This is a genomic window from Mycolicibacterium sp. XJ1819 (assembly GCF_053483675.1).
On record NZ_JBEFST010000001.1, the window covers coordinates 51876 to 76874 of the forward strand.

Here is a 24999-nt window from a genome sequence, read left to right on the forward strand (position 1 = left end):
ACACCGGACGGGTCGTTCCCTGCGCCGAACCGGTGCAGAAAAATGTCAGCCGTGCGCGCCGCATCGCCTTTGCCCGTTCGTCCAAATCGGCTGGCCGAGAGGTTTACACTCGCCGCCGAAGGTTGCAGGAGGGGGGCGTGCGTCGATGTCTCGTATCTTCATGAGTCATTCCAGCGCCGACACGCATCAGGCGATCGCGTTGAAAAAATGGCTGGTCGCGCAGAACCCACCGCTGGACAACGACATCTTCCTCGACGTCGACCCGAAGGTCGGGATTCGGCCGGGCATGAAGTGGAAGGACGCCCTTCAGCAGGCGAACGCGCGCTGTGAAGCGGTGGTGTGCCTGCTGTCTTCCGCGTGGGAGGCGTCCACGGAATGCAACACCGAGTTCCGCACCGCGGAGAACCTGAACAAGCGCATCTTCTGCGCCCGTCTGGAGCCCTCGACCGGCCTGGGACTCACCCGGGACTGGCAGTGGGTCGACTTGTTCGACGACGACGGACCGCAGACCGATATCGAATTCACCTACGAGGACAACACCGAAGTCGTCCGCTTCTCGACGAAGGGCCTGCGCCGCCTGCGCGACGAGATCATCGGACACGGCATCGGTGCCGACACCTTCGTGTGGCCGCCTCCCAGCGATCCGGAGCGGGCGCCGTACCGCGGCTGGGAGCCGCTGCAGGAGGTCGACGCCGCCGTCTTCTTCGGGCGCGACGCGCAACTCGTCCGTGGCCTTGACGCACTGCGTGGCATGCGTCAGTCGGGGGCCAGCCTCTTCGCGATCCTGGGGCCGTCCGGCGCGGGGAAGTCCTCTTTCCTGCGGGCCGGGCTGATGCCGCGGCTGCGCCGCGACGACCGCAGCTTCGTCGTCCTCGAGATCGTCCGTCCTGGGCGCAACGTGCTTACCGGGAACGAGGGCCTCGCGCAGTCCATCCGCGCCACGTTCGCCAGACTGGGTGCGCGCCGCCCCCTTGCCGAGATAAAGGACGCCTGCCGAAACGACGTCAATCGGGTCGGCGAACTGTTGTACGAGCTGCAACAGTTGGCCGTCGCGCAGCTGGTGGATCTGCCGGAGGGCGCCTCCCCTCCCACCTTGGTGCTGCCGGTGGATCAGGCCGAGGAACTCTTCGGCGTGGACGCGGGCAAGGAGGCACCCCGGTTCCTGGAGATGATCGGACAACACGCCCGTACCGACGTCGCTGGCCGGGTGCCGCTCATCGTCGCGATGACCATCCGCACCGACCACCACGAGTTGTTGCAGACGGCTGAGCAGTTGCGGGACGTCAAGACCGAGCTGTTCGGTGACCTCAAACCCATGCCGCAAGCGGAATTCAAGGAGGTCGTCGAAGGGCCGGCCCGTCGCTCGACCGAAGGCGGGCGACCTCTGCACGTCGAACCGGCACTCGTGCAACGACTGTTGGCCGATTGCACCATGGGCGCCGACACACTGCCGTTGCTGTCGCTCACGCTGTCTCGCCTCTACACCGAGTTCGGCGACGACGGAGATCTGAAACTCGACGAGTACTTGCGGATGGGAGAGATGCGCAACGTCGTGCAGACCGAGGTCAACGCCTTGCTCTCGCCCGACGAAGCGACCCGCCGGGACCAACTGAAACTGTTGCGGGAGGCCTTCATTCCGGCGTTGGCGACGATCAACCCCGACAACGACCTGCCGGTGCGCAGAGTCACCAGGTGGGACGACCTACCACCCGCTGCGAAGCCGCTGCTCGATCAGTTCGTGGCCAAACGTCTGCTGGTCACCGGCGCCGGCGGCAACGTCGTCGAGGTCGCCTTGGAAAGCCTCCTACAGCATTGGGACGAACTGAAGGCCTGGCTGGAGGAGGAACGCGAGAGCCTCAAACAAGCCGAGGTGCTCAAGCGCGATGCGCTCGCGTGGGAGAGAAGCGACCACAACGACGCCTGGCTGCTCGAGGGCCAGCGACTGGCCGACGCCGAAGCGCTGATGACGTCGCGATTGCAGGATCACGTTGCCGTCGCTCGCGAGTTCGTCCAGAACTCCAGGGTCCGTGAGGATCAGCGCGTCGGTGACCGGCAGGCCGCGCGGCGCCGGTCGAGGATGCTGCGTGCGGTCGCGGCCGCCGCCGTCGTCATCGCGCTGGTGGCCGCCTTTGCGGGCTGGCAGGTGTGGGAGACGTTTCGGCACAACCAGGGCCTGCGTCTGGTGGTGGAAGCCGAGCAGATGCTGGAGGGCGGTCGGTCCGGAGGGGACGTTCTCGCGCTGCAACAACTGCTCGCCGCCGAAAGCCTCGGTGCGCCGACCGCCGAAGCCGTCGCCAATGCCAGACGTGACCTGGTCAGCATCATGGAGAACCCGGTCCGCGGTGGGTCCGAAGCCGTCACACCGGTGCGTGGTGTCGCGCTGAGCCCGAAGGGTGACCGGATCGCCTCGGCCAGCGACGACCACTCGGTGCGAGTGTGGGACATGGAATCCGGGGCGCTCGTGCACACGCTCGACATCGGCGATCAGGGCCGCGCCGTCAGCGTGGCGTTCAACCCCGAGGGGCCGGATCAGCCGGGCGGCAACCTGATCGTCACCGGCAGCAGCGACGGGATCCTTCAGGTGTGGGACGCCGAGAGCGGAAACCCGGTCGGCGCTCGGATTGCCGCCGGCGGTGTGGTGAGCAGTGTGGCGTTCAGTCCCGACGGCGAGATGATCGCGGCCGGCAGCGGCGACGGCTTCGTCCGGATCTGGGAGACCGCCAACGGAAGACCGCTCATCGCCCCGCGAAAGGCCAGCGACGTCCAGGGGGTCCGTAGCGTGGCCTTCAGCGTGAAGACAGGAGATCGACTGGTCTCCGGCGCTGACGACGGCACCGTGCGGTTGTGGAATCCGCGCACCGGGGAGTCGATCGGTCGGCCCCGGATGATGGGTGATCAAGTCCCGGTGATGAGTGTGGCTTTCAGCCCTCCGGAGAATTGGGAGACCGACAGCGGAGATCGGGTGGCCGTCGGCCTGATCAACGGCAGGATCGAGGTTCTCGACGGGGCCAGTCTGGAGTCCGTCCGCGCTCCGTTCGTCGCGCACCCCGACAGCGTGAACAGCGTCGCCTTCAGTCCCGGCGGCAGCAGAATCGTCTCGGGAGGCTCCGACAACACGGTGCGGGTGTGGAGTTCGCCGTTCAAGCCGACCGTCAGCGATTGGATCGGCCGTCCGATCGGTGGCGCCCTGTTGGGCCACCATGGCGCGGTGTTGTCGGTGACCTTCAATTCGGATACCACCCGGATCGTCTCGGGCGGCGAGGACGGCTCGGTGCGGGTGTGGGATGCCGTCACCGGGCTGCCCATACCGGCGAACCAGGGCGCAGAGGTGCGTGCGGTGGCGTTCCGGCCCGACGGAAAGTTGATGGCGTCGGGCGGCGCCGACGGCACCGTCAAGCTGTGGGACCCGGGCGCCGCCGTCGCGACCGGTCAGCTCGGCCTGCCGTCGGACTCAGATCGGCAGATCGACAGCGTGGCGTTCAGCCCGGACGGCGGCCGGCTGGTGACCGGAGCTTTCGACGGTTCGCTGCAGTTATGGGATCTGACCAAGCCCGCTCCCCCGGGCGGGGTCAGAGGCAAACCGGACGTCGACGTGCCCACCGGTGCACGGATCATGAGTGTGGCATTCAGCCCGGCGGGTTCCGGCCGGCCCGGGGGTGAATTGATCGCGACGGGCGGCTTCGACGGCTCACTGCGGCTGTGGGACGGACACACTCTCGGCTTGATCAGCGAGGCGCAATCGACCGGATATCAGCTGTGGAGTGTGGCGTTCAGCCCCGACGGGCGCCAGATCGCATCCGGCTCGGGATTCGATTCCGCGTATGCCGAAACCAATCTCATCCAGCTGTGGGACGTCGAACCGCTCACCAGGGACGGCGACCCGATGAAATCGTCATCGGTGTCCAACATCTACAGCGTCGCCTTCAGCCCGGACGGTAAACAGCTGGCCTCAGGCAGTAGCGACGGCACCACCAGGCTGTGGGACGTCGAAACTCGGCAACAGGTCGGCCCCGCGATGACTGGCGACCAGAACGCCGTGATGAGCGTCGACTTCGCTCGGCACGACCCATGGATCGTCGCCGGCGCCGCCGACGGCAAGGTGCGGCTGTGGAACACCGCCGATCAAGAACCCATCGGAACGCCGATCGTCGGACACCAGAACTGGGTTCGAGCCGTGTTCAGCCCTGACGACAAGCTGATCCTTTCGGGCAGTGCCGACGGCAACCTGCACTTGTGGCCGGCACCGCAGAAACTCGAGACGTTCATTTGCGAAAAGCTCAACAGCAACATGAGTGCAAAGCAGTGGGATGAGACCGTCTCCTCGATGATCCCCTATATCAAGGAGTGCCCGGGCCTGCCGGTCCCGTAGTTGAAAGCGAGTTGTTTGCACGCGCAATCAGTTTTGTCGCAGGCGAAAATATAGGGAAAACCCTGATTCCTTTGCGTGCGCCAGTCGATATATTTGCCCGAAGTCGGGGCGTGGGACCGATGGCACTCTTGTTCGGAAAACGAAAATGAGCCGAGGCACATGATGGACGTCAAGGCACGCAGGTATACGTCAGCGCTGGGCGCGGCCGCCGTGGCATTCGCCCTGATCAGCGCCCCTTCCGCGGGGGCGGGGCCGCCGTGCGGCGGTTATCCGCCACCGCCGGGTTGCACCGGCAGTAGTCCGGGCGGCCCGTCGAGCGGCGGCAGCGGATCGCAATCCCACGACCAGGGAAACCAAGGTGGAGGCGGCGGCGGGAACGGCCGCGGCGGCACCAACCGATGAGGAGGGACCCAGAATGACAGCTGCACTCGAAGAAGACATCCTCCGTCGCAGCGTTTCCGACGACGAGTTGGAAGCCGCTGCGGAGGAGGTCGCGCTTTCCTATACGTACCAGACCCGCTCGTCTAGTAGGTGCTGCAACTAGCAGCCCCAATCGGTGCCCGTCGAGGACTTGGGGGCCCCTCGACGCGGCACCGTCGACATCCTCGACTCGGCCCCTCGAGGAGCATTCCGACATGGAAGCGACTGATACGCAAGCCGCCGCAGACCTTGTCTCGACGGTCGCTCGACAGGAGGCCGAGATCGGAAGACTGCGCCGACTCATAGCGCAGGACCGCTTTGCGCAGGATCTGCGCGACGCCATGACAACCGCCTCTGCCGCCAGCCTGGTGGGCGCACCGGTCAGTCATGATCGGTTGCTCGACATGATCACCGCGACGGCCACAGACATCGTCAAGGCCCGAGCGGGCTCCCTTTTTCTCATCGACGCCGAGCAACAGAACCTCATATTCACCACCGCGGTCGGTGATCAGGTGACGGAAACGGAGCGATTTCGGATGCCGCTCGGACACGGGGTCGCGGGCCTGGTCGCGCTGACAGGACAGCCCATCGCCGTCTCGGACACACCGGAAGACGACCTCGACTCCGAGGACCTCGGCCACGCCGTCGGGTTCAACCCGAAAAACATCCTCTGCATACCCCTGTCGTTTCGCGACCAGGTGATCGGTGTCCTGCAGTTTCTCGACAAGAAGGACGAGGCGACGTTCAGCGTCGACGACATGGAGGACGTGGCCCTTTTTTCACATCTGGCCGCGGTGGCCATCGAACAATCCCGTACCCAGCACAGACTGAGCGTGCTGGTGAGCGGATTGATCGAAAACATCGACGGCATATCGGATTTCGATCGCTTCGGCCTCACGGAAAAGGCGCGGGCATTCACCACCGAACTGGGTCAGCAGACCGGCTTTCTGGGCGCAATGGAATTGGCGCAGCTCATTCAAGAGATCGTGCAGCACGGCGACGCCGCGGCGGAGACCTGTAAGGGTCTTCTCGGCAGCTTCGCCGATTTCCTACGTTCACATTCCGGACACGACAGTGCGGTTGGTGGCGCTCGATGGTGAGCGTGCGGCCAGCCTATTCCGCACCCTTCCATGACTCCCGAATAACCAAAGTCCCCGCGCTGGATCCACGCGATGGCATCACCACCGAATGGGCTTGGGGCGACGGAACAGGTAGGGGCGTAAAGGTCGCGGTCATCGACAGCGGTGTCGACACACATCCCGACGTCGGCCCCGTCGACGGCTATGTCTCGATCACCGAAGACCAGGACGGCGAACTTGTCTACGACCCAGCGCCGCACGACGATTCCTTCGGTCACGGCACTGCCTGTGCGGGTGTGATCCGCAGGCTCGCACCCGAATGCGAGCTGTACAGCGTGAAGGTGCTTGGGGCTGGGCTGACTGGCACCGGAAGGATCTTCCAGGCCGGTCTGCGATGGGCGATCGACAACGGCATCCGCGTCTGCAATCTGAGCCTCGGCAGCAAGAAGCGAGAGTATTGCCTGTCTTTTCACGAGTTGGCGGATCAAGCTTATTTCAAGAACGTCATCCTCGTCACCGCGGCCAACAACAGTCCGATCCCGAGTTATCCGTCGCTGTACTCATCGGTTATTTCGGTGGCCTCACACGCGATCCCAGACCCCTACGTCTTCTATTACAACCCTGAGCCGCCTGTCGAATTCGGAGCCCACGGCATCGACGTGCGACTACCCTGGCGCGGCGGCAAGTACATCACTGCGACCGGAAACAGTTTCGCCGCACCGCACATCTCGGGTTTAATCACGAAAATTCTTGGCGCGCACCCGAACCTGACTGTGTTCCAGACCGAGACCATCCTGTGCGAACTAGCGACGAATGTCAGCCGCACCGAGGTCACCGCTCCGCCTCGCTTGCTCGGCGCATCGCGTCAGCGAAAGGAGGACCGCTCTGACTGATCCTGCCTGTATGACCTCGACGTTGTGATCAACGTCTTGTGAAAGCGAGCGTAACCCGCATGCCAGCCATCAACGATCCGACCTACCTTCGAAGGGTCGACCTCTTCCGAGATATGTCGCTGTCTCATCTGGCCTTTCTCAACGGCAGAATGCGGCGGCAACTGCTGCCTGCCGGCGCACGGTTCGTGCTGTCCGACCATCTCGACGACACCATCTACGTGATCCATACGGGTGTGGTGAAACTGGTTGTGGGCCAAGCCGACGGCAGCGAGTTGATGCTGGCGATGCTTGGTCGCGGCGATGTCGTCGGATCACTCACGATCGGAGACTGTCTCGGCAGTGCCCGCTCCGTCGTGGCCCTGGACGAGACGTCTCTGTTCTGGCTCGACCGGGAGACCTTCGAGCAGTGCCTGCAGACCATGCCGGCGATGAGCGCCAACCTGTCGAATGTGTTGGCGCGTCGAGTCCGTATTGCCAATGAACGGATCGAGGCGCTGGCGGGTATGGACGTGCGCAGCCGCGTCGTACGGCACCTTCTTCTCCTCGCCCGCGAGTACGGCCAGCCGACAGAGGACGGGGACGACAACTGCGTGCGCATACCGCTTCGGCTCACCCAAGCAGACTTGGCTCGATTGGTCGGCGCCTCCCGCGTCCGGGTTAACCACGCGCTCACCGAGTTACGTCGCCGCGGCATTGCGGAGAACCACAACGACCACTGCGTGGTGATATCCGACCTCGCAGGTCTGGAGAAGCTTCGCTAGTCCGAAAACTATTGGTGCTGTAAAGGATTAAACAAGCCACAGTATCGGAGTTGACGGTCGAGGGCAAAGGATAGAACACGTCGTTGTACCGGAGTTGATTGTGGCCGGCGATCGCAAGGTGATCAGATCAGCTGTCAGAAACGGCCCGGCCCGATCGGGTCGAGTCACTCGATACACAGGAGCAAGGACATGGCGATAGTAAGAGGCGTTGACGAGACCGGCGAGGGTGCGTTCTACGACGTTCCCGACGAAGAACTCTCGAAGTACAAGCTGAAGGCCAAGCACTTCGACACGTTGTCCGAAGAGGACAAGCAGCGGCTGTTGGACGGCGCGACCGAGCTGACCAAGGAGAATGCGCAGGGCGCCATTCCCATCGGGTCCCGCGCGGGTGGCGGTGATGTCGAGGGGTTCACCGACTGGTGCTGGATCTACCTCTGGGACGAGTGGGGGAACTGGGTCTACGTCGAAGGCCCGTGCTGACCATTCGCGTCCGATGGTGCGGGGCGCACTGGGTTTGTGCGCTCCGCACTTCGAGCTGCCCAACGCCGAAAGGGATTCGATGGTGACACCCGCTCAGCGCCCGAGCATCCCGCCTGCGCTCACGAGCGCGGCGCGGCTGCGCCGTGACGGCCGAACGGGTGACGCCAAGCAAGTGATCGGCGCAGCCCTGGCCAGTGCGCATGCAGCACCCGCGGAAGCCTCCTTGCGAGAACGGGTTCTGTTGGTCATCGCGCTCGCCGACCTACACCTGGCCACCGACCAGATCGACACCGCGCGGCGGTTGCTCGCCGCCGAAGCGGCATTTGCCGACGCTGCACTGGAATTCAGCAGGCGCAACGGCACACCGGACCAAACCCGCTCCGCGGAGCTGGCCGCCCGCCAACTGCGCGACCGTGAAACGCAGGTGAATCTGCTCGGTCGCCAGGCACCGGAGATCCAGGTGGCGGACTGGCTTCCCGGGCCGCCGGCAACTGAACCGGGCAGAGACGGCAACGTGTTGCTGCTCGAGTTCTGGGGTCGCTCATGTCGTGCCTGCACGGCAATGATGCCTGCGTTGACCGATTTTCACCGTCGCTACCAACACCGCGGGCTGACGGTTCTCGCGCTGACCCGCTACGGCGAGAACGCTGCGACGCGCTCTGCACGCAGCCGCGAGCGTGACCTCGTCGCGAAGGCGGCGGCCGACGGGGGGCTGGCCGTCACCGTGGGTATTGCCCCCGATGACCGGCTGCAACGTTGTTACGGCGCGAACGGACTTCCCACGTTCGCCATCGTCGACCGTGCGGGCAGGGTGCGACTGGCCTCGTCGATCCCCGACAAGACAAAGATGGATCGGCTCATCGACGGTTTGCTCGATGAGCCCGTACCGCAAGCCCAACTCAGGGAGCGATGACGGATGTCAACCAACACGATGCAACCCGGCCTACCCGGCGGCCCCGCGATGGGAGCTGCGGTACCTGCGGGCGCGGTTCGGCCCGGCGGTGTGCCCGGACGCCCGGCCGCGCGCGGACCGGTGCCCGCGAAAGATGCCTGGGGATATGTCAAACGGAGCCTTCCGATGCTCCGCCCCCTGCGCGGATTCCTGGCGATCTCACTCGTCCTGGGCCTGATCGTCACCGCCCTTCCCTTCGTCGTGCCCGCCGTCTGGGGCCCGATCGTGGCGATCATGGCCAAGGCCGCGGGCCCCACCGGGGCCGGAGATCTCGCGTCGGTGTGGGGTCTCGACAGCGCGTTGGTCACTCGTCAGGACGGCAGTTCGTCCGGCCCCACGTTGTCGTTCACGGGCTGGTTGATCATCTGGGCGGCGGCACTGGTGCTGTCACACGTTCTGGGATTTCTGCGGGCTTGGGCCGAGGCGCAGGTCGACTGGAGGCTGATGGCCAGCATCCGTCAGCGAGTCCATGACCATTTGCAGTCTCTGTCGTTGGACTTCTTCACGGGATCGCGAAGCGGTGCGCTGATGCAGCGGGTGCAGGCCGAGGCGCCGTCGGTGCAGAAGTTGTTGACCGACTGCCTGATCCCGCCGCTGATCGACGTTCTCGTGCTGGTCTGTGCGCTTGTCTACATGGTGTCGCTGTCCTGGCAGATGACGATCGCGTCGCTGATCCTGTCCCCGTTCGCGCTGATGCTGCTCCGGTACGCCGGAAAGCAACTGCAGAGCACCGCCCAACGAATGATGATGAGCAACCGACACCTGGGCGGCGAACTCGAAGAGACGATCAGCGGCATCACCGACATCCAGATCTTCAACGCACAGGATCGGCGCAGTGAACGCTTCCACTCCGCATCGGACGAAGCGGCGAAGGGTTCGGCGATGATGCTGGTGTGGGTCCAGATGACCAGTCGCAGCACCCAGATATTCATCGCGCTCAGCACGGCACTGGTGCTGATGGTCGGTGTCGCGTTCAGTACGCCCTTCGAACTCACGCTGAACAGCTTGATCGTCTTCATCGGTTTCGTCCCGACCATGTTCGCGCCTGCACAGCGGATCGTCGACGCGTACACGACATACGCGTCGACCATCCCCAACGTCGCGTTGACCTACGAACTGCTCGACACGAAACCGTCCATCGAGGAGCTTCCGGACGCAAAGCACCTCGACGAGGTGCACGGCAACATCGTCTTCACCGACGTTGTCTTCGGATACAACGACCGACAGCGGATTCTCGACGGGATCTCGTTCTCGATCAACGAAGGCGAGACGGTCGCGCTGGTCGGCCAGATCGGTTCGGGCAAGTCGACGATCTTCAACCTTCTGCTTCGTTTCCTCGATCCGCAGCAAGGCACCATCGAACTCGATGGCCACGACATCAAGACGCTGTCGCTGAACACGTTGCGCGAGCAGGTATCCAAGCTCTCCCAGTTTCCGTTCTTCCTGAAGGATTCCATTCGCGAGAATGTGCGCCTGGCCCGACAGGACGCGGGCGACGACGAGGTCGAGGAGGCATGCAAGCTCGCGCACGTCCACGCCGTGATCGTCGACCCCACCAAGATCGAGCACGGCTACGACACGACGGTGGACGTGCAGGTCCCCTCGGGAGGACAGAAGCGTCTGATCGCGATGGCGCGCTGCCTACTGCGCAAACCGGAGGTCCTTCTTCTCGACGAGCCGACGGAGAACCTCGATGCCGATCAGCGCTCGAGGCTGACCCAGGTCATCCGGGAGTACGCCCAGGATCGGACATGCATCGTGGTCAGCCACGACATGGACTTCATCGCCGCCGTCGCGGACCGCACCATCGTCTTGGACCGCGGAAAAGTCGCCGAGCAGGGCACTCATCACGAACTGTTGGCCAATGCCGGTTTGTACAAGAGCCTCTACGAGGCGCAGAACGCACCTAGCGCCTAGCCAAGTTCGACCAGCGGCAGGTGGCCGGCGACTTCTGCGGCCCGAGCGCCCGACAACTGCACGGCGCCGTCGGCCGCGGCATCGGACATCTGCAGCAGTCCGGTGACCAATAGCAGCCAGGTCCGCGGATCGGTCTCGACCACGTTGGGCGGCGTGCCGCGCCGGTGCGGCGGGCCCGCGATGCACTGCACCGCGACGAACGGCGGCACGCGGACCTCGACACTGGCGCCCGGTGCGACGGCGGCCAGGGTGCGCGCCGCCAGGCGCACCGCGTCACCGAGGCGGGCGCGCTCCGGTGGCGGCACCGTCGCGTCGCGCAGCCAGTCGGCGATCGCCGTCACCGCGGCGCGCGTCTTCTCCGGATCAACACTACGACGGGCGGCCATACCTTAGGGTCTCTCAAAGTGTTTGCCGACCGCCACGCACCGCCGTACAAGGTCTACGGCGCGCTGTTCTCGGTCGTCGCACTCGCGCTGGCGTGGCTACTCTACCTGCAGTTTCGCGGTGACTTCCGGCCCAGCACCGAGTTGACGCTGCTGTCGTCGCGCGCGGGCCTCGTCGTCGAACCCGGCTCGAAGGTGACCTACAACGGAGTGGAGATCGGCCGGGTCGCCCGAATCTCGACCGCCGACGTCGACGGTGTTGCGAAGGCCCGGCTGTCACTCGATGTCGACCCGGCCTACCTGCGGTTCATCCCGGCCAACGTGGCCGCCGAGATCCGCGCCACCACGGTTTTCGGAAACAAGTACATATCGTTGAGCTCACCGGAACACCCTTCGGCGCAACGGGTCTCGAGCCGCGACGTGATCGATGCGTCCGCGGTGACCACCGAGTTCAACTCGCTGTTCGAGACCGTCACCGCCATCTCCGAGAAGGTGGACCCGATCAAGGTGAACCAGACGCTGACCGCCGCGGCCGAGGCCCTGACCGGGCTCGGCGACCGGTTCGGCCAGTCGCTGATCGACGGCAACCACATCACCGCCGACCTCAACGCCCGGATGCCGCGAATCCGCGACGACATCCGCCTGCTGGCCGATCTCGGCGAGGTCTACGCCGACGCTGCGCCCGACCTGTTGGCGGGACTGCAGAACGCGACGACGTCGGCGGGCACGTTCAATGCGCACCGTTCGGACATCGACGCGGCGCTGATCGCGGCGTTGGGTTTCGCCGACACCGGGGCCGACACCTTCGAACGTGCCGGACCGTACCTGGTGCGCGGCGCGGCCGACCTGGTGCCGACGGCAGAGTTGCTCGACGAGTATCAGGGCGTGATCTTCTGCTCGATCCGCAAGTTCAACAAGGTGCAGCCGCGGGTGGCAAGGACGTTGGGCGGCAACGGATATTCGCTCACCGGTGGGGGTGGCATCCTGGCCGGCGCGGGCAACCCCTACATCTATCCCGACAACCTGCCGCGGGTGAACGCCAGGGGCGGCCCCGAAGGGCGGCCCGGCTGCTGGCAGGACATCACCCGCGAACTGTTCCCGGCGCCGTACCTGGTGATGGACACGGGCGCCAGCATCGCGCCGTACAACCACCTCGAACTGGGCCAGCCGCTGCTCGTCGACTACGTGTGGGGCCGGCAGGTCGGCGAGTACACGATCAACCCGTGAGGCCCCGGCGCTGAGCCACCAACGCCGCCACCGCGCCCGCCTCGTTGACGGCCAGGTGCGCCAGCATCGGCGCGACGAGACTGCCGGCGCGCTCGTAGAGCAGGCCGAACAGCCAGCCCGCCGCCCCCGTGGCCAGCACCGTGGGCACGACCGGCACGCCGGTGCTGCGTGCGTCGACAATGTGGGACAGGCCGAACGCGGCCGCCTGCAGCAGCCTGCCGCCCGTCGGGCCGAACGCGTCGGCGGCCAGGGGACCCAGCACGCCCCGGTAGGCGGCCTCCTCCGACCAGACTGTGCCCAGCGGGATACCGAGCAACAGCCAGCGCAGCACTTCTGCCGGCAGGTCGCGGTCGGACAGTTCCCTGCGCGTCCTGGGCAGTGCGGTGCTCGCGGCCACCCCGAGCGCCACCGGCACGGCCGCGGCCGTGCCCAGCCGCGCACCCGCGCGCAACGCCGGCGGCCGCAGCCCGAGCGTGGCGCGGCTGAACACCACCAGCGCGGTGGCGACCCCGGCGTGCGGCGCGGGATTCCACCGTGCGGGCAGCCGCGGCGCCATCAGGCTCCAGCCGACCAATGCCGCGGCCAGACCGATGGCGCGGATACGTCTGTCCCGCATCACTTGTCGGCGGACTCCGCCGCGATGGCCTTCTGCAGCGCGACGCGGATGCGCTCGGTGTCGTCGGCCGTCCAACCCGCCGGCGGCGCGACGGCCACCCAGCCGTCGAGGATGTACTCGCCGTAGTTGTGACCGTGCCCGTCGGGTACCGAACTTGCGTTGGTCATGTCGGCGGCCACCTGCCAGAACGTGACGATGGGATACCAGCGCATGGAGGCGGTGCGGTCGATGCCCGGCGGTTCCTTGAGCCAGTCCGGGCGGGTGAACAGCAGGTCTTCGGACCACCACACGATCGGATCGGAGGGATGCTGCAGGAACAGCACCCGGGTGCCCTCCCAGGGCTTCGAGGTGACGTCCGCGATCTGGGCGGTGTCGGTGGCCTGGGAGAACCGCACGGTGCGGCCGTTGTCGTAACGCGGTTGCACTTCGGGGGTGCCGGGGTCGCGCCGCACCGTCAGGCCCTTCCACAGCGGGCTGGCGTTGGGTGGGCCCACCCACAGCACCGACGAGAATCCCATCCTCGCGATGTCGGGCAGCCAGCCGAAGGCACCCTGGCCGGCCATCGAACCGAGGCTCTCCCCGTACAGCATCAGCTTGGGGCGGCGGTCCGGCGGCAGGCTCTGCCACCTCTTCTGCACGGCGTCGATCATCATCCGCCCGGCCACCATCGACTTCTGCTGATCGCCGAGGAACGAAATCCAGCTCGGCAGAAACGAATACTGTGACGCGACCAACGCGGTGTCGCCGTTGTACATCATCTCCACACTGCGCGCGGCGATCGGGTTGACCCAGCCGGTGCCGGTGGTGGGAATGATCACCAGCACCTTGCGGTCGAACGCCCCGGTGCGCTCGAGTTCGCTGAGCAGCACCGCCATCCGCTGCTCGTCGGTGTCGGCGGTCTGCAGGCCGACGTAGACCCGGACAGGCACCTTCGCGGGAGCGCCGTTGAGCCGCGTCAGTTCGTCGACATCCGGACCGGTGCCCACGAAGTTCCTGCCCTGATACCCCAGGGTGTCCCAGGGCGCGAAAGAGTCTGGGCTGCCGGATCTCTGGTATTCGAGCGGCTGCGTGACACCGTCTCTGGTGGTGGTGTTCTGCGGCTGGAACACCCGGTTGGCGCCAGCCAGGAAGCCGCGGATGAGCACGCCGTTGACCAACAAGATCACCAGTATGACGACGATCGCGGTGCCGATGAACAGCGCCACCTCGTCGTTGAGGCGCCAGCGCCGGATGAAGAACCGGGCCATGGTCTTGATGACGTCGAGCAGCACGCGCGAGACCGCCACGCACACCGCGGCGACCAGGATCGCCACCGTCAGGGTACGCAGGTAGGCTGGCGTCTCCGGCCCGTCGATACCCATCACCTCCGACAGCTGGCGCTGCCAGGCCGCCGCGGGGATGAGCATCAGCACGCAGGCCGCGACCGATCCGACGACGATGACGGTCTTCATCGCGTAGGACACCCGCCTGGGCGGCGGCCACCACCGTCGTCGCCGTAATACGAAGCGCCGCAAGAGTCTTGCGGCGAACACGCCGATGCCGTAGCCGATCGCGGCGTTCAGTCCGCCGATGAGGCCCTGGAAGAGCCAGTCGCGCGGCACCAGCGAAGGCGTCAGCGACAGGCAGAAGAACAGCGCTCCGAAGGCCACCCCGACGAAGTCGAGTCGTACCAGGCTCCACGCCCAGACGTACAGCGGATGTCGCTCGGTGGCCTGCGCACTCACCCGAACAACCCGGGAAGCACGCCCTCCGACGTGCTGCGCAGGTCCTCCAGGCTGACGGTGAACTGGCCCTGCACCTCCACGGCCCCGCTGCCCTGGTCGACGACCCCGACCCGGGTGGCGGGCAGTCCGCGGGCCTCACACATGGCCCGAAACCGGCTCTCCTCGGTGCGCGGCACCGCCACCAGGACCCGGCCGGCTGACTCGGAGAACAGGAAGACAAAAGGATCTGCGTCTTCGGGAATGATGATGCGGCAACCGGTTTCGCCCGCGAGTGCGGACTCCACCACGGCCTGGATCAGTCCGCCCTCGGACAGGTCGTGCGCGGCCGACAACAAGCCGTCACGCGAGGCGGCGGTCAGCACCTCGGCCAGCAGCTTCTCACGGGCCAGATCGACCTTGGGCGGCAGCCCGCCGAGGTGGTCGGCGGTCACCTGGGCCCAGATCGAGCCGTCGAACTCGTCGCGAGTGTCGCCGAGCAACAACAGTGTCTCCCCCGGTTCGGCGCCGAAGCCGGTCGGGATGCGCCGCTTGACGTCGTCGATCACGCCGAGCACGCCGACCACCGGGGTCGGCAGGATCGGGGTGCTTCCGGTCTGGTTGTAGAAGCTGACGTTGCCGCCGGTGACCGGGATACCCAGGGCCGCACAGCCGTCGGCGAGACCGCGGACGGCCTGGCTGAACTGCCACATGACCCCGGGATCCTCGGGTGAGCCGAAGTTGAGGCAGTTGGTCACCGCGATCGGCGTCGCGCCGGTGACCGCGACGTTGCGGTGGGCCTCGGCCAGCGCGAGCTGGGCGCCGACGTAGGGGTCGAGCACGGTGTAGCGGCCGGAGGCGTCGGTGGAGATCGCGATGCCGCGCCCGGTCTGTTCGTCGACGCGCAGCACGCCACCGTCGGCGTTCTCGGCCAGCACGGTGTTACCACGCACGTAGCGGTCGTACTGCTCGGTGATGAACGCCCGGCTGCACAGGTGCGGACTGCCCAGCAGCGCAAGCAGAGTCGACTTCAGCTCCTCGCCGGTCTGCGGTCGCGGCAGCTTTACAGACGTGTCGGCGTTCAGCGCGTCCTGATGGTCGGGGCGGCCCACCGGACGCTCGTAGACCGGGCCCTCGTGGGCCACGGTGCGCGGCGGGACGTCGACGACGGTCTCGCCGTGCCAGGTGATCTCGAGGCGGTCGCCGTCGGTCACCTCACCGATGACCGCAGCCAGCACATCCCACTTGCGGCAGACCGCCAGAAACGCGTCCACGTTCTCGGGTGCGACGACCGCGCACATCCGCTCCTGCGATTCACTGGAAAGCACTTCGGCGGGGGTCATGTTGGCCGCCCGCAACGGAACGGCATCCAGTTCGATGCGCATCCCGCCGTCCCCCGCCGAGGCGAGCTCGGAGGTGGCACAAGACAATCCGGCTCCGCCGAGGTCCTGGATGCCGACCACCAGCTTGTTGGCGTACAGCTCGAGACAGCACTCGATGAGTACCTTCTCCATGAACGGGTCGCCGACCTGGACGCTGGGCAGCTTCTTGCGGCCGGGGCCGGAGCCCTCGTCGCCGCCGAACGTCTCCGACGCCAGCACCGACACCCCGCCGATGCCGTCGAGGCCGGTGCGGGCGCCGAACAGGATGATCTTGTTGCCGGTACCCGACGCGAACGCCAGGTGCAGGTCTTCCTTGCGCAGCACGCCGACGCACAGCGCGTTCACCAGCGGGTTGCCCGCATAGGAGGCGTCGAAGACGGTTTCGCCACCGATGTTGGGCAGTCCCAGGGAGTTTCCGTATCCGCCGATACCGCGGACCACCCCGTCGAGGACTCGGCGGGTGTCGGGGGCGTCGGCGGGACCGAACCGCAGTTGGTCCATCACCGCCACCGGACGCGCGCCCATCGCCATGATGTCGCGGACGATGCCACCGACTCCGGTGGCCGCGCCCTGGTAGGGCTCGACGTAGGACGGATGGTTGTGCGATTCGACCTTGAACGTGACCGCCCAGCCGTCGCCGATGTCGACGACCCCGGCGTTCTCCCCGATGCCGGCCAGCATCGCCGCGCGCATCTCGTCGCTGGTGGTCTCGCCGAAGTAGCGCAGATGCACCTTCGAGGACTTGTAGGAGCAGTGCTCGCTCCACATCACCGAGTACATCGCCAGCTCGGCGTCGGTGGGTCTGCGGCCGAGGATCTCCCGGATGCGCTGGTACTCGTCGTCCTTGAGACCGAGTTCACGAAACGGCTGCGGCTGATCCGGGGTGGCGGCGGCGTGCTCAACAGTGTCGAGGGGGTGGTTTAACTCCGGCGTCACGACGCCAGTCTAGTTTGGTCGATCAGCCCACGCAGAATGCGTTGCCGGCCGGATCGGCGAGCACGACCCAACGGAAGTCGTCGCCGAAGCTGTGCCTGCCGATTTCGGTGGCGCCCAGTCCCACCAACCGGGCCACCTGGGCCTCCATCTCGCCCTCGGCGGACAGGTCGAGGTGCACGCGATTCTTGCCCGGCGTGGGGTCGCTCACCCGCTGAAAGCCCAGATTGGGGCCGTTGTCCTGGCTGACCAACACGAATTCACCTGGCATCACGTCGGTTACGGTTCCGGCCACGGCCCCGGCCCACCACCGGGCCAGCGCGTCGGGGTCGGTGCAGTCGAACGTGATCATCTCCACGGCCAGTCCCATGCGCGCAAACTCTACGGTTACCTCCCGCGTAATTGAAGGTGCGTCGTCGGCCGCGCAGGCTGGCAACCATGACCGAGACACACACCCGACCTCAGTTCAGCGCCGAGATGTGGGCGGCGTTCTGGACCGCCCCCGATCCGTCCCGCATCGCCGACATCCTCGCCGACGACATCGTCGGCTACTGGCAGGGCGACCCGACCCCGGTGCACGGCCGCGGCGCGTACGTCGGCAAGATCGCCGAATTGGTCGCCGCCATGCCCGACCTGCGGCTACGCCTCGTCGACAGCGCCACCGTGGCCGGCGCCGTCCCCGGTGAGCAGCTGGTGTTTCTGCACTACACCGGCGGTGGATCCGGCCCGGACGGGCCGGTGGCGATCCGCGGGCTGGATCGGGTGCGTACCCGCGACGGGATCGTCGTGGAGAACGTGATCCGCTACGACACCGTCGATCAGGCGGGCGCGTAGAACGCGCGCAGCGCCGCGGAGTAGGCCGCGACGTCGGCCGCGCCCATCACCTCCCGCGCCGAGTGCATGGCCAACTGGGCCGCGCCGACGTCCACGGTCGGAATGCCGGTGCGCGCCGAGGTCATCGGCCCGATCGTGGAGCCGCACGGCAGATCCGCCCGGTGCTCGTAGCGTTGCAGCCCCACGCCGGCCTGCGCGCACGCCAGCGCGAACGCGGCCGCGGTGCGGCCGTCGGTGGCGTAGCGCAGGTTCGGTTGCACCTTGAGCACCGGCCCGGCGTTGACCTCGATGAGATGCCCCGGCTCGTGGCGGTCGGGGTAGTTGGGATGGGTGGCGTGCGCCATGTCGCCGGAGGCGACCATCGACCCGGGCAGCCGCCGCAGGAAATCCTCACGCCCGCCGCCGGCGGCCAGGGTGATCCGCTCCAACACCGTCAGCAACAGGTCCGACTGGGCGCCGTGGTCGGACTGCGAGCCGACCTCCTCGTGATCGAACAACACCAGCACCGGCAGATACTGCCGGGACTCTGCGGTGGCCTCCGCAGTGGACACGGCCAGAAACGCCTCCAGGCCCGCGTAGCAGGAGGCCTGGTTGTCCAGCCGCGGTGCGCTGAGCAACTCGCCGTCGGCGCCGATGCGCCGCGACGGTGTCAGGTCGTGGGTCATCAGGTCGGCGCCCAGCACATCGGCGGCCTCGACGTCGGCCCGCGCCGCGACGTAGTCCAGAAACGACCGCGCCGCGCTGCCGACCCCCCACACCGCGTTGACGTGGCGCTGCGGGTCCAGGGTCAGGGCCTTGCGGTCGTCGGCCAGGTGGATGGCCAACTGGGGCACGCGCAGGATCGGCTCGTCGATGCGCACCAGCCGATGCACCACGCGATCGCCGTCGCGCACCGACAGCCGCCCGCTGATGCCCAGATCGCGGTCCAGCCACGAGTTCAGCCAGACACCGCCGTAGGGCTGCAGCGCCAGCACCTGCCAGCCGGACACGAACCGGTCCGGGTGCTGTTTGACCCGCAGGTTGGGGCTGTCGGTGTGCGCGCCGACGATGCGGAACGGCAGATGCTGGTCGGTGGCGTGCCAGGCCACCAGCGAGCCGGCCCGCACGGTGAAGAAGCGCCCGGTGGCGGGCCAGGGGTCACGTTCGGACAGCTCGGTGAATCCGGCGGCGCTCAACCGCTGCGCGGCGGTCAGACAGACGTGGTACGGCGACGGCGACGCGTCGATGAACTCGCACAACCCGTGCGCACTCGCAGACATGGTTGTCCATCATGGCCGATGAAAGTGATCTAGATTCGAGCTGTGCCCGATCCCCTTCCGCAGCCGGTGTTGGAGCCGTTGACGCCCGCGACGATCTTTCTCGTCGCGACGATCGACCGGGGCGGGGAGGCGGCGGTGCACGAGGCCCTGCCCGACATCTCAGGGCTGGTGCGCGCGATCGGTTTTCGCGATCCGACCAAACGCCTGTCGGCGGTCACCTCGATCGGCTCCGAGGCCTGGGACCGGCTGTTCGCCGGCCCCCGGCCCGCCGAGTTGCACCCGTTCGTCGCGCTCGACGGACCGCGCCACCACGCCCCGTCGACCCCGGGCGACCTGCTGTTCCACATCCGCGCCGAGAAGATGGACGTCTGCTTCGAGTTGGCCACCCGGTTGGTCGAGGCGCTGGGATCGGTGACGATCGTCGACGAGGTGCACGGCTTCCGGTTCTTCGACAACCGTGACCTGCTGGGCTTCGTCGACGGCACCGAGAACCCCGACGGGCCGCTGGCGCGCAGCGCCACCCAGATCGGCGACGAGGACCCGGATTTCGCGGGCGGCTGCTATGTGCACGTGCAGAAGTATCTGCACGACATGGCCGCGTGGAACGCATTGTCGGTCGACGAGCAGCAGCGGGTGATCGGGCGCACCAAACTCGACGACATCGAACTCGACGACGACGTCAAACCGGCCAACTCGCACGTGGCGCTCAACGTCATCGAGGACGACGACGGCACCGAACTCAAGATCGTCCGGCACAACATGCCGTTCGGCGAGATCGGCAAGGGCGAGTTCGGCACGTATTTCATCGGCTACTCGCGCACCCCGACGGTCACCGAGCAGATGCTGACCAACATGTTCATCGGCGACCCGCCCGGAAACACCGACCGCATTCTGGACTTCTCCACCGCGATCACCGGGTCGATGTTCTTCACCCCGACCGTCGACTTCCTCGACGACCCACCGCCACTGCCCAATTCGGCTGCGGCGCCGACCGAGCGATCACTCGGCATCGGCAGCCTGAAAGGATCCTGATGAACAACCTTTACCGCGAACTGGCCCCGGTCACCGATGCCGCGTGGGCGGAGATCGAGTTGGAGGCCACCCGCACGTTCAAGCGGCACATCGCCGGGCGGCGCGTGGTCGACGTCAGCGAGCCGGGCGGTCCGGTGACGGCGGCGATCAGCACGGGGCATCTGCGCGACATCGCCCCGCCCGGCGAAGGCGTGGTGGCACACGTGCGGGAGAGCAAGCCGCTGGTCCGGCTTCGGGCGCCGTTCACGGTGACTCGCGCCGCCATCGACGACGTCGAACGTGGCTCGCAGGACTCCGACTGGGATCCGGTCAAGGAGGCCGCGCAGAAACTGGCGTTCGCCGAGGACCGGGCGATCTTCGAGGGCTATGGCGCGGCGTCGATCGAGGGCATCCGGGCGTGCAGTTCCAACCCGGCACTGAACCTGCCCGACGATGCGCGCGAGATCCCCGACGTCATCTCGCAGGCGCTGTCGGAGCTGCGGCTCTCCGGTGTGGACGGGCCGTATTCGGTGCTGCTCTCGGCCGATGTCTACACCCAGGTCAGCGAGACCACCGCGCACGGCTATCCGATCCGCGAGCACCTCAACCGGCTGGTGGACGGCGAGATCATCTGGGCGCCCGCCATCGACGGTGCGTTCGTACTGTCCACCCGCGGTGGTGATTTCGATCTGCAGCTGGGTACCGACGTGTCGATCGGCTACCTGTCCCACGATGCGGGAACCGTCGACTTGTATCTCGAGGAGACCCTGACGTTCATGTGCTACACCGCCGAAGCCTCGGTGGCGCTGACGCCCTGCTAGCTACGCGGCCAGCACCAGGTCGAGCGCCGAATAGAACAGGCCCAACCCGTCGTCGGACGGTCCGGTCAACGGCTCGGTGGCGTGTTCGGGATGGGGCATCAGGCCGACGATCCGGCCGTCGGCGGAGCTGATGCCCGCGATGTCGCGCTGTGAACCGTTCGGGTTGTCCCGGTAGCGGAACACGACCCGGCCAGCATCCTCGAGTTCGTCGAGCACTTTCTCGCTGGCCACGTAGCGGCCCTCGCCGGACTTCAGCGGCACCAGGATGTCGGCGCCCGCCTCGTACCGCGACGTCCACGCCGTGGAGTTCGAGACGACCTGCAGCCACACGTCGCGGCAGACGAAATGCAACCCGGCGTTGCGGGTCAGCGCACCCGGCAGCAGGCCCGCCTCGCAGAGCACCTGAAAGCCGTTGCAGATGCCCAGCACCGGCATGCCCTGACCGGCGGCGCGCACCACCTCGCCCATCACCGGCGCGAACTTGGCGATCGCACCCGCCCGCAGATAGTCGCCGTAGGAGAACCCCCCGGGAACCACCACGGCGTCGACGCCTTTGAGGTCGGCGTCGGCGTGCCAGAGGCTCACCGCGTCGCCACCGGCCAACCGGACCGCCCTGGCCGCGTCGACGTCGTCGAGCGTGCCGGGAAATGTGATCACGCCCACACGAACAGTCACGACTGCTCCCTGCTTATCGACCAATCCTCGATGACGGTGTTCGCCAACAGCGATTCGGCGATCTCGGCGAGGGTGTCGTCATCGACGCTGTCATCGACTTCGAGTTCAAACCGCTTGCCCTGCCGCACATCTGAGACACCATCGAAGCCGAGACGACCCAGTGCGCCGACGATCGCCTGCCCCTGCGGGTCGAGGATCTCGGCCTTGGGCATCACGTGCACCACCACCTTTGCCACGCGTCAACTGTACCGGCGGGCCTGCTCGGCCCGCCTCATCGGCACGATCCGATGTAGGCGTCGCACAGCGGGGCGGCCATCGCATCCAGAGTCCGGACGTCGGAAACGGTGGGCCAGCGCACCTGCAGCGGCAGTGCCGACCACATGGACAGCGAGACGACGGTGCTGTTCGCGGGGTCGGCCAGCAGGTACTGGCGCATCTGGCGGCTGCCCGCCACGCTGATCACGGTCGCGATGCGCTGGGCCTCGTTGACGGTGAACGACGGCGAGGCCGCCGGGGCGGTCAGCTGGCAGTCACGCAGCCGCGCCCTGGCCGTCTCAAGCGCCGCCGAGGCCGTCGGCCCGCCCTGCGCCGTCGGCCCGCGCCAATGCAGGATCTGCGTGCGCAACTGCCACTGACCGTCCGGGTTGGTCACGTCGGCACGGGCGGCCACCGCGTAGTCGCGCACGTCGGCGGGCAGGGGCGGACTCGCACAGGCCTCCTCGAACGCGAACCGCGGCGCCCGCGCGGTGACGGCCACACCGGCCGGGTCGGGCCAGTGATACAGGTCGTCGAGCGGGATGGCGGTCGGCGCGATCCATGCCGCGTCGGGGATGGCATCGCAGATCGGAGGGCAGATTCCGGGCACCGCGTGGGCCGGCGGAGTCGGCGCACCGGCCAGCAGACACATCACCAGGGCCAGCGCCAGCTTCGATCGCAACTGTCCCGGTACCCCCTGATCGTCCCGAGCCGCACAATATAGGCATGCAGCTGACGCATTTCGGCCATTCGTGCCTTCTCGCAAGTTTTCCGACCGATTCGGGCTCAGACACCACGGTTTTGTTCGATCCCGGGACGTTCTCGCACGGTTTCGAGGGGATCACCGGTCTGTCGGCGATCCTGGTCACCCATCAGCACCCCGACCACGCCGACACGTCGCGGTTGCCCGCCCTGCTCGACGCCAACCCGCAGGCGGCTCTCTACGCCGACCCGCAGACCGCCCAGCAACTGGGCGCGCCGTGGCGCGCGGTACATGTCGGCGACGAGTTTTCCATCGGGCATCTCAACGTCCGTGGCGTCGGCGGCAAGCACGCGGTGATCCACCCGGAAATCCCTGTGATCGACAATATTTCGTATCTCGTCGGAGATGGCTCACACGCGGCTCGGCTCATGCACCCCGGAGACGCGTTGTTCTCGCCGGGTGAGCCGGTCGACGTGCTGGCGACACCGGCCGCCGCGCCGTGGATGAAGATCTCCGAGGCGGTGGACTATCTGCGTGCGGTCGCGCCCGAGCGCGCGGTGCCCATCCACCAGGGCATCATCGATCCCGACGCCCGCGGTATCTACTACGGCAGGCTCTCGGAGATGACCGACACCGACTTCCAGGTCCTCGAACCCGAGATCGGCACCGATTTCAGGTGACGGCGCGCGCGGCCGCCCGGCCCGCTGCCCGGCCGGAGAACACACAGCCGCCCAGGAAGGTGCCCTCCAACGAGCGGTAACCGTGTACACCGCCGCCGCCGAAGCCGGCAGCCTCGCCGGCGGCATACAACCCGTCGAACGGGCTTCCGTCGGGCTTGAGCACCCGGGAGTCCAGATCGGTTTCCAACCCGCCCAACGACTTTCTGGTGAGAATGTGCAACTTGACGGCGATCAGCGGGCCGGCCTTCGGATCGGTGAGGCGGTGCGGCGCCACCACCCGGCTGACCCGATCGCCGAGATAGTTGCGCGCGGCGCGAATGGCCGTCACCTGCATGTCCTTGGTGAACCTGTTGGCGACCTCGCGGTCGCGGGCGGTGACTTCGGCCTCCACCGTGGCGTAGTCCAGCGGCACCACATCGGGCAGCGCGTTCATCGCGGACACCAAGTCGCGCAGCGTGTTCGCGGTGACGAAGTCGACGCCGCGGTCCACGAACGCCTGCACCGGTTTGGGCGCACCGCCGCGCACCCGCGAAAGCAGCTCACGCACACTGCGGTTGGTGAGGTCGGGGTTCTGCTCCTGGCCCGACAGCGCGAACTCCTTGGCGATGATGCGGGCGTTGAGCACGAACCACGTGTAATCCTGGCCGGTCAACGCAATGTGCTCGAGCGTGCCGAGGGTGTCGAAGCCCGGATACAGCGGCGCGGGCAATCGGCTACCCGTGGCGTCCAGCCACAGCGACGACGGCCCGGGCAGGATGCGGATGCCGTGCATCGGCCAGATCGGGTCGTAGTTGGTGATGCCTTCGGTGTAGTGCCACATCCGGTCGGCGTTGATCACCCGCGCTCCGGCCGCCTCGCTGATGCCGATCATCCGCCCGTCGACGTGCGCGGGCACACCGGACAGCAACTGCTCGGGCACCCGGCCCATCCGCTTCGGCCAGTTCTGCCGCACCAGGTCGTGGTTGCCACCGATGCCGCCGCTGGCCACGATCACCGCCTGGGCGCGAAATCCGAACTCGCCGACGGCGTTTCGCGACGATGGCGCCCCGCGCGGCGCATCTGACGGTTCCAGGACAGCGCCGCGCACACCGACCACCGCACCGTCCTCGACGATCAGCTCGTCGACGCGGTGCCGATGCGCGAACCGCACCAGGTCGTTTCCGACCAGCCGCCGGGCGAAGATATCGACGATCGCAGGCCCGGTCCCCCAGGTGATGTGGAAGCGGGGCACCGAGTTCCCGTGACCGCGCGCGTCATATCCGCCGCGCTCGGCCCATCCGACCACCGCGAACGTCTGCAGCCCCCGCGCACGCAGCCAGCTGCGCTTCTCGCCGGCGGCGAAGTCGACATAGGCGTGCGCCCACTGCCGCGGCCAGTGATCCTCCGGGCGGTCGAATCCCGCCGAACCCAGCCAATCCTGCAATGCCAGCTCGTGGCTGTCCCGGATGCCGAGCCGGCGCTGTTCGGGACTGTCGACGAAGAACAGCCCGCCGAACGACCAGAACGCCTGGCCACCGAGGTTGGCGGCGTTCTCCTGGTCGACGATCAGCACCCGGCGTCCACGTTCGACGAGTTCAGCGGCGGCCACCAGACCAGCCAGACCCGCACCCACGACCACGGCGTCGGTATCCATGGGCGCCACGTTAGCG

Annotated in this window: 23 protein-coding genes; 13 read left to right on the forward strand and 10 right to left on the reverse strand. The window is 67.0% G+C overall.

The features are described from left to right. Positions 1–160 precede the first annotated feature (160 nt). The 8 genes from ABQE89_RS00215 to ABQE89_RS00250 all read left to right on the forward strand — a co-directional run bounded on the left by ABQE89_RS00215 (position 161) and on the right by ABQE89_RS00250 (position 10871). Complete coding sequence (locus ABQE89_RS00215) at positions 161–4369, forward strand: nSTAND1 domain-containing NTPase (protein WP_448412913.1); 4209 nt, start codon at positions 161–163, stop codon at positions 4367–4369. Positions 4370–4784: 415 nt separating this feature from the next. Beyond that, entirely contained in the window at positions 4785–4913 is a 129-nt protein-coding gene (locus ABQE89_RS00220) for a hypothetical protein (protein WP_448412915.1), read from the forward strand. A gap of 91 nt (positions 4914–5004) precedes the next feature. Further along, the gene (locus tag ABQE89_RS00225; RefSeq protein WP_448412917.1) at positions 5005–5889 is read left to right on the forward strand and encodes a GAF domain-containing protein; all 885 of its coding nucleotides are present in this window, start codon (positions 5005–5007) and stop codon (positions 5887–5889) included. Beyond that, positions 5883–6761 (forward strand): S8 family serine peptidase, encoded by an 879-nt coding sequence (locus ABQE89_RS00230; RefSeq protein WP_448412919.1) that lies wholly within the window; start codon positions 5883–5885, stop codon positions 6759–6761. Before ABQE89_RS00225 ends, ABQE89_RS00230 begins: the two co-directional genes overlap by 7 nt. A 59-nt stretch (positions 6762–6820) precedes the next feature. Then, on the forward strand, positions 6821–7522 hold the full coding sequence (locus tag ABQE89_RS00235; protein WP_448412921.1) for a Crp/Fnr family transcriptional regulator: 702 nt from the start codon (positions 6821–6823) through the stop codon (positions 7520–7522). 189 nt (positions 7523–7711) lie between these two features. Beyond that, positions 7712–8002, forward strand: a complete 291-nt coding sequence (locus tag ABQE89_RS00240; protein ID WP_448412923.1) for a hypothetical protein — start codon at positions 7712–7714, stop codon at positions 8000–8002. Between the two features lie 13 nt (positions 8003–8015). Further along, a complete protein-coding gene (locus ABQE89_RS00245) occupies positions 8016–8915 on the forward strand; it encodes a TlpA family protein disulfide reductase (RefSeq protein WP_448412925.1) in 900 nt (299 codons plus the stop codon). A gap of 165 nt (positions 8916–9080) precedes the next feature. Further along, positions 9081–10871 (forward strand): ABC transporter ATP-binding protein, encoded by a 1791-nt coding sequence (locus tag ABQE89_RS00250; RefSeq protein WP_448412927.1) that lies wholly within the window; start codon positions 9081–9083, stop codon positions 10869–10871. On the opposite strand, the gene ABQE89_RS00255 is transcribed toward ABQE89_RS00250, so the two are convergent. Next, positions 10868–11257: a sterol carrier family protein gene (locus ABQE89_RS00255; RefSeq protein ID WP_448412929.1), complete on the reverse strand. Its 390-nt coding sequence runs from the start codon at positions 11255–11257 to the stop codon at positions 10868–10870. The two genes, ABQE89_RS00250 and ABQE89_RS00255, sit on opposite strands and share 4 nt — an antisense overlap. 18 nt (positions 11258–11275) lie before the next feature. On the opposite strand from ABQE89_RS00255, the gene ABQE89_RS00260 reads away from it, so the two are divergent. Then, a complete protein-coding gene (locus ABQE89_RS00260; protein ID WP_448412932.1) occupies positions 11276–12481 on the forward strand; it encodes an MCE family protein in 1206 nt (401 codons plus the stop codon). Here the strand turns inward: ABQE89_RS00260 and ABQE89_RS00265 are convergent. The 4 genes from ABQE89_RS00265 to ABQE89_RS00280 are packed head-to-tail and all read right to left on the reverse strand — an operon-like array spanning position 12471 to position 17482. After that, on the reverse strand, positions 12471–13097 hold the full coding sequence (locus ABQE89_RS00265; RefSeq protein ID WP_448412933.1) for an Rv0804 family intramembrane glutamic endopeptidase: 627 nt from the start codon (positions 13095–13097) through the stop codon (positions 12471–12473). The two genes, ABQE89_RS00260 and ABQE89_RS00265, sit on opposite strands and share 11 nt — an antisense overlap. Next, positions 13097–14821, reverse strand: a complete 1725-nt coding sequence (locus ABQE89_RS00270) for an alpha/beta hydrolase (protein WP_448412936.1) — start codon at positions 14819–14821, stop codon at positions 13097–13099. The genes ABQE89_RS00265 and ABQE89_RS00270 overlap by 1 nt, the downstream gene beginning before the upstream one ends. Continuing rightward, positions 14818–17115, reverse strand: a complete 2298-nt coding sequence (gene purL / locus ABQE89_RS00275) for a phosphoribosylformylglycinamidine synthase subunit PurL (protein WP_448412938.1) — start codon at positions 17113–17115, stop codon at positions 14818–14820. Before purL ends, ABQE89_RS00270 begins: the two co-directional genes overlap by 4 nt. A 22-nt stretch (positions 17116–17137) precedes the next feature. Beyond that, the gene (locus ABQE89_RS00280) at positions 17138–17482 is read right to left on the reverse strand and encodes a VOC family protein (protein ID WP_448412940.1); all 345 of its coding nucleotides are present in this window, start codon (positions 17480–17482) and stop codon (positions 17138–17140) included. Between the two features lie 68 nt (positions 17483–17550). Here ABQE89_RS00280 and ABQE89_RS00285 point away from each other — a divergent pair, with 68 nt between their 5' ends. Further along, on the forward strand, positions 17551–17946 hold the full coding sequence (locus ABQE89_RS00285; protein WP_448412942.1) for a nuclear transport factor 2 family protein: 396 nt from the start codon (positions 17551–17553) through the stop codon (positions 17944–17946). On the opposite strand, the gene ABQE89_RS00290 is transcribed toward ABQE89_RS00285, so the two are convergent. Then, positions 17931–19205: a M18 family aminopeptidase gene (locus ABQE89_RS00290; protein ID WP_448412944.1), complete on the reverse strand. Its 1275-nt coding sequence runs from the start codon at positions 19203–19205 to the stop codon at positions 17931–17933. The two genes, ABQE89_RS00285 and ABQE89_RS00290, sit on opposite strands and share 16 nt — an antisense overlap. 42 nt (positions 19206–19247) lie before the next feature. Here ABQE89_RS00290 and ABQE89_RS00295 point away from each other — a divergent pair, with 42 nt between their 5' ends. Together ABQE89_RS00295 and ABQE89_RS00300 are read left to right on the forward strand one after the other, a co-directional pair. Beyond that, a complete protein-coding gene (locus tag ABQE89_RS00295; RefSeq protein WP_448412946.1) occupies positions 19248–20237 on the forward strand; it encodes a Dyp-type peroxidase in 990 nt (329 codons plus the stop codon). Next, positions 20237–21037 (forward strand): family 1 encapsulin nanocompartment shell protein, encoded by an 801-nt coding sequence (locus ABQE89_RS00300; protein WP_448412948.1) that lies wholly within the window; start codon positions 20237–20239, stop codon positions 21035–21037. Before ABQE89_RS00295 ends, ABQE89_RS00300 begins: the two co-directional genes overlap by 1 nt. Here the strand turns inward: ABQE89_RS00300 and purQ are convergent, their stop codons facing one another. The 3 genes from purQ to ABQE89_RS00315 are packed head-to-tail and all read right to left on the reverse strand — an operon-like array spanning position 21038 to position 22649. Continuing rightward, entirely contained in the window at positions 21038–21712 is a 675-nt protein-coding gene (gene purQ, locus ABQE89_RS00305) for a phosphoribosylformylglycinamidine synthase subunit PurQ (RefSeq protein ID WP_448412950.1), read from the reverse strand. Next, the gene (purS, locus tag ABQE89_RS00310) at positions 21709–21948 is read right to left on the reverse strand and encodes a phosphoribosylformylglycinamidine synthase subunit PurS (protein ID WP_448412952.1); all 240 of its coding nucleotides are present in this window, start codon (positions 21946–21948) and stop codon (positions 21709–21711) included. The genes purQ and purS overlap by 4 nt, the downstream gene beginning before the upstream one ends. Before the next feature lie 35 nt (positions 21949–21983). Beyond that, positions 21984–22649: an ATPase gene (locus tag ABQE89_RS00315; protein ID WP_448412954.1), complete on the reverse strand. Its 666-nt coding sequence runs from the start codon at positions 22647–22649 to the stop codon at positions 21984–21986. A 44-nt stretch (positions 22650–22693) separates the two neighbouring features. Here ABQE89_RS00315 and ABQE89_RS00320 point away from each other — a divergent pair, with 44 nt between their 5' ends. Then, the gene (locus ABQE89_RS00320; protein ID WP_448412956.1) at positions 22694–23350 is read left to right on the forward strand and encodes an MBL fold metallo-hydrolase; all 657 of its coding nucleotides are present in this window, start codon (positions 22694–22696) and stop codon (positions 23348–23350) included. Here ABQE89_RS00320 and ABQE89_RS00325 read toward each other — a convergent pair. Then, a complete protein-coding gene (locus ABQE89_RS00325; protein ID WP_448412958.1) occupies positions 23343–24983 on the reverse strand; it encodes an FAD-binding dehydrogenase in 1641 nt (546 codons plus the stop codon). The two genes, ABQE89_RS00320 and ABQE89_RS00325, sit on opposite strands and share 8 nt — an antisense overlap. Positions 24984–24999: the final 16 nt, after the last annotated feature.

Bases quoted from the DNA above. Each gene is read 5' to 3' on its own strand.
- ABQE89_RS00240 (WP_448412923.1), top strand. From the start codon at position 7,712: ATGGCGATAGTAAGAGGCGTTGACGAGACCGGCGAGGGTGCGTTCTAC.
- ABQE89_RS00255 (WP_448412929.1), bottom strand. From the start codon at position 11,257: ATGGCCGCCCGTCGTAGTGTTGATCCGGAGAAGACGCGCGCCGCGGTG.
- ABQE89_RS00265 (WP_448412933.1), bottom strand. From the start codon at position 13,097: ATGCGGGACAGACGTATCCGCGCCATCGGTCTGGCCGCGGCATTGGTC.
- ABQE89_RS00235 (WP_448412921.1), top strand. From the start codon at position 6,821: ATGCCAGCCATCAACGATCCGACCTACCTTCGAAGGGTCGACCTCTTC.
- ABQE89_RS00225 (WP_448412917.1), top strand. From the start codon at position 5,005: ATGGAAGCGACTGATACGCAAGCCGCCGCAGACCTTGTCTCGACGGTC.
- ABQE89_RS00215 (WP_448412913.1), top strand. From the start codon at position 161: ATGAGTCATTCCAGCGCCGACACGCATCAGGCGATCGCGTTGAAAAAA.
- ABQE89_RS00230 (WP_448412919.1), top strand. From the start codon at position 5,883: ATGGTGAGCGTGCGGCCAGCCTATTCCGCACCCTTCCATGACTCCCGA.
- ABQE89_RS00250 (WP_448412927.1), top strand. From the start codon at position 9,081: ATGCTCCGCCCCCTGCGCGGATTCCTGGCGATCTCACTCGTCCTGGGC.
- ABQE89_RS00300 (WP_448412948.1), top strand. From the start codon at position 20,237: ATGAACAACCTTTACCGCGAACTGGCCCCGGTCACCGATGCCGCGTGG.
- ABQE89_RS00280 (WP_448412940.1), bottom strand. From the start codon at position 17,482: ATGGGACTGGCCGTGGAGATGATCACGTTCGACTGCACCGACCCCGAC.
- ABQE89_RS00245 (WP_448412925.1), top strand. From the start codon at position 8,016: ATGGTGCGGGGCGCACTGGGTTTGTGCGCTCCGCACTTCGAGCTGCCC.
- ABQE89_RS00325 (WP_448412958.1), bottom strand. From the start codon at position 24,983: ATGGATACCGACGCCGTGGTCGTGGGTGCGGGTCTGGCTGGTCTGGTG.
- ABQE89_RS00290 (WP_448412944.1), bottom strand. From the start codon at position 19,205: ATGTCTGCGAGTGCGCACGGGTTGTGCGAGTTCATCGACGCGTCGCCG.
- ABQE89_RS00220 (WP_448412915.1), top strand. From the start codon at position 4,785: ATGACAGCTGCACTCGAAGAAGACATCCTCCGTCGCAGCGTTTCCGAC.
- ABQE89_RS00320 (WP_448412956.1), top strand. From the start codon at position 22,694: ATGCAGCTGACGCATTTCGGCCATTCGTGCCTTCTCGCAAGTTTTCCG.
- ABQE89_RS00285 (WP_448412942.1), top strand. From the start codon at position 17,551: ATGACCGAGACACACACCCGACCTCAGTTCAGCGCCGAGATGTGGGCG.